This is a genomic window from Mycobacterium sp. IDUB_19 (assembly GCF_055419445.1).
Genome location: NZ_JBVAXR010000095.1, coordinates 1 through 4,216, shown reverse-complemented (window position 1 = coordinate 4,216; position 4,216 = coordinate 1). Strand labels below are relative to the sequence as shown.

Annotated in this window: 2 protein-coding genes; both read right to left on the bottom strand. The window is 66.1% G+C overall.

What is annotated here, in order from left to right:
* The coding region (locus ACZY0B_RS26890) for a 4Fe-4S dicluster domain-containing protein (protein WP_463767277.1) at positions 1-686 on the bottom strand (686 nt) is incomplete at its 3' end.
* The coding region (locus ACZY0B_RS26885) for a nitrate reductase subunit alpha (protein ID WP_463767276.1) at positions 686-4,216 on the bottom strand (3,531 nt) is incomplete at its 5' end. The genes ACZY0B_RS26890 and ACZY0B_RS26885, both read right to left, overlap by 1 nt.

Here is a 4,216-nt window from a genome sequence, read left to right as displayed (position 1 = left end):
TTCTTGTAAGGACATCCGGACACGCACATCCGCCAGCCGCGGCAGCGGTCCTGGTCGACCAGCACGATGCCGTCCTCACTGCGCTTGTACATCGCGCCCGACGGGCACGACGCCACGCAGGACGGGTTGAGGCAGTGCTCGCAGATGCGGGGCAGGTAGAACATGAAGGTCTCTTCGAGCGAGAGTTTGACCTCCTCGCTGATCTTGTTCAGGATCGGATCTTTGGCCAGGGTTTCGTGCGAACCGGCCAGGTTGTCGTCCCAGTTCGGCCCCCAGGACACCTTCATCGGCTTGCCGGACAGCAGGCTTCGCGGCGCGGCCGTCGGGAACGTGTCACCCGCGGGAGCGTTGGTCAGGTTCTCGTAGTCGTAGGTCCACGGCTCGTAGTAGTCTCCGATGACGGGCAGTCTCGGGTTGGCGAAGATGCGCAGCAGCTTCTGGATGCGGCCCCCGTCGCGCAGCCGCAGCCGGCCCCGCTTGTCGCGTATCCAGCCGCCGCGCCACCGCTCCTGGTCCTCGTAGGTGCGCGGATAGCCTTGGCCCGGACGGGTTTCCACGTTGTTGAACCACACATACTCGGTGCCGGCGCGGTTGGTCCACGCCTGCTTGCAGGTGACCGAACAGGTGTGGCAGCCGATGCACTTGTCGAGGTTCATCACCATCGCCAGTTGCGCCATTACTTTCATTAGTAGGTAACCTCCTGGCTGCGACGGCGCACCACCGTCACCTCGTCGCGCTGGTTGCCGGTGGGGCCCAGGTAGTTGAACGCGAACGCGTGCTGGCCGTAGCCGCCGGCCAGGTGGCTGGGCTTGATCCGCACCCGGGTCAGCGCGTTGTGGTTGCCGCCGCGCTTGTTGTTGGTCTCGCTGCGCGGCGTGTCCACGGTGCGTTCCTGCACGTGGTAGACGAACACCACACCGTCGGGCATCCGGTGGCTGACGATCGCCCGGCACACGTAGATGCCATTGACGTTGACCGCCTCCACCCAATCATTATCTTGCACTTGAATTTTGGCCGCGTCGCCCGGGCTCATCCACATCGTCGGGCCGCCGCGCGACAACGACAGCATGTACAGGTTGTCCTGGTAGGTGGAATGGAACGACCACTTCGAGTGCGGCGTGAGATACCGCACGGTCAGGCCGATTCCGTCCTCGGTCGGGCCCAGCGCGGGCTGGCCGAACAATCGCTGCATGTCCAGCGGAGGCCGGAAGACCGGCAGGTGCTCGCCGAGTTCTTCGATCCAGTCGTGGGCCAGATAGAAATGCATTCGTCCGGTCAGGGTGTGGAATGGCTTGAGGTTCTCGATGTTGATCGTGAACGGCGCGTAGCGACGGCCACCCGTTTCACTACCCGACCATTCCGGGCTGGTGACCACGGGAACCGGCCTCGCCTGGGTGTCGGCGTAGCTGATGCGCTTGTCCTCGCTGCCCTCGGCCAAGTGCACCAGCCGCTGACCCGTGCGCTTTTCCAGTTCGTGGAAGCCCTCGACGGCGAGCCGGCCGTTGGTCGTCCCGGATAGCAGCAGCAGGACGTCTGCCATCCGCGCCGCGCTGGTGATGGCCGGACGGCCCGCTCCCACACCGGTATTCATCACCCCGAACTTTGCGGCGAGCTCCTCGACCTCCCGGAAGGGGTGCACGGTGACGCCCTTGGTGGTCAGCCCGAATTTTTCTACCAGCGGACCCAGCGTGATCCACTTGTCGTAGATCGCGCCGTAGTCGCGCTCCACCACGGTGAGTTTGGCCATCGTCCGCCCGGGCACCGGCGTCGCGCCGGTGTGCAGCCAATCGGATTCGGTGCCATCGGGATAGGCCATCGCATCGGGCGTGTCGTGCTGCAGCGCGGTGAGCACCACATCGCTGCGGGTACCCAGGTGCCCCTTGGCCATTGCACTGAACGCGCGGGCAATCGCGCCGAAAGCATCGAAATCCGAACGTGTTTCCCACGGCGGATCGGTCGCCGCGCTGAACGCGTGCACGTAGGGGTGCATGTCGGTGCTGGAGATGTCGGCCTTCTCGTACCAGGTTGCGGCCGGCAGCACGACATCGGACACCAGCGTCGTGGAGGTCATCCGGAAGTCGATCGACATCATCAAGTCGAGCTTGCCCTCGGGAATGTCGCCCTCGCAGGTCACGTCGAGGGGCCGTACCCCGTCCTGCGGCGGCTGCGCCATCGCGTTGGAGTCGGTTCCCAGCAGATGACGCAGGAAGTACTCGCCGCCCTTGCCCGACGAGCCAATCAGGTTGGCGCGCCACACGGTAAGCACCCGCGGCCAGTTGCCCGGGTGGTCGGGATCGGTCACGGCCAGCTTGAGTTTGCGCTGGCCGAGCTGCTCGGCGACGTATTCGACGACGTCGCGTTCGGCGGCGCGGGCCTCGTCGGCGACGTCCAGGCTGGAGCGATCGAACTGGGGGTAGAACGGGCTCCACCCCATGGCCACCGACGACGCCAGCAGATCCATGGTGTGCTTGTCCGCGAACCTGCCCCGGCCCACCGGGCTGGCCAGCTTGTCGGCGCCATACCCGTCGTAGCGCCATTGGTCGGTGTGCGCGTACCAGTACGACGCGCCGGGTACCTGCCGCGGCGGGCGCGTCCAGTCGGTGGCCATCGCCATCGTCTGAAATCCGGTGAGCGGCCGCACCTTTTCCTGACCGACGTAGTGGGCCCAGCCGCCGCCATTGCGGCCCATCGACCCGGTCAGCATCAGCAGCGCCAGCACCGCGCGGTAGATCGCGTCGCTGTGGAACCAGTGGCAGATGCCGCCGCCCATGATGATCATCGACCGTCCGCCGGATTCCTCGGCGCTGTGCGCGAATTCCCTGGCCACCCGGATGGCCTGGGCGGCAGACACTCCGGTGATCGCCTCCTGCCATGCCGGGGTATTCTGCTGGGTCGCGTCGTCGTAGCCGGTCGGCCATTCGCCCGGCAATCCCTGTCGCTCCACCGCGTATTGGGCGAGCATCAGGTCGAAAACGGTGCACACCAAGTGTTTACCGACGCGGCGTATCGGGACACCGCGCGCCACGGTCGTGCCCTCGCCGTCGACCGTGTCGAAGCTGGGCAGGTGAACCAGGGCGGTGTCGTCATTGCCGTTGGCGCCGCACGCATCTCGTACACTCAGCGCCGGGGTCAGGCTACCCAGGTCCAGGTTCCACTTTCCCATCCCGTCCTCGCCGTAGCGGAATCCCAGCGAGCCGTGCGGGGCCACGATCTTGCCGGTCGCCTCGTCCAACAGCGCGGGCTTGAGCGCCGCGTTCTCCACGGCCTCCCCCAGATCTGCTGCCGTGAGGTTCTTTCCGGGCACCAGCATGTCGCCGCGCTCTTCCAGCTTGATCAGGAACGGCAGATCGGTGTAGCGGCGCGAAAAGTCGGCGAAGAACGGAATCTGTTTGCGCACATAGTATTCCGAGAGGATGACGTGGCCCATCGCCATGGCCAGCGCGCCGTCGGTGCCAGCCGCGCACGGCATCCACTCGTCGGCGAACTTGGTGTTGTCGGCATAGTCGGGGCTTACCGTCACCACTTTCGTGCCGCGGTAGCGCGACTCGGCCATCCAGTGTGCGTCGGGGGTACGGGTGATCGGGACGTTGGAGCCCCACATCATCAGGTAGGCCGCATCCCACCAGTCGCCGGATTCGGGCACGTCGGTCTGGTCGCCGAACACCTGCGGTGAGGCGACCGGAAGGTCGGCATACCAGTCGTAGAACGACGTCATGGGGGCGCCGATCAGTTCGTAGAACCGCGACCCGGCGGTATACGACACCATCGACATCGCCGGGATCGGCGAGAATCCGGCGACCCGATCCGGGCCGTAGGTCTTGATGGTGTGCACGTGGGCGGCAGCGATCATCTCGGTGGCCTCGGCCCAGGTGACCCGGATCAGGCCGCCCTTGCCGCGGGCCTGCTGATAGCGGCGGCGGCGCTCGGGGTCGTTCTGGATGTCGGCCCAGGCCGCGACGGGGTCACCCAGGCGGGCCTTAGCCTCGCGGAACATCTCCACCAGGACCCCGCGGGCGTACGGGTAGCGCACCCGGGTGGGCGAGTAGCTGTACCAGGAGAACGAGGCGCCACGCGGGCAACCACGCGGCTCGTATTCGGGGCGGTCAGGGCCCACCGAAGGATAGTCGGTCTGCTGGGTTTCCCAGGTGATGATCCCGTCCTTGACGTAGATCTTCCACGAGCACGATCCCGTGCAGTTGACCCCGTGCGTCGATCG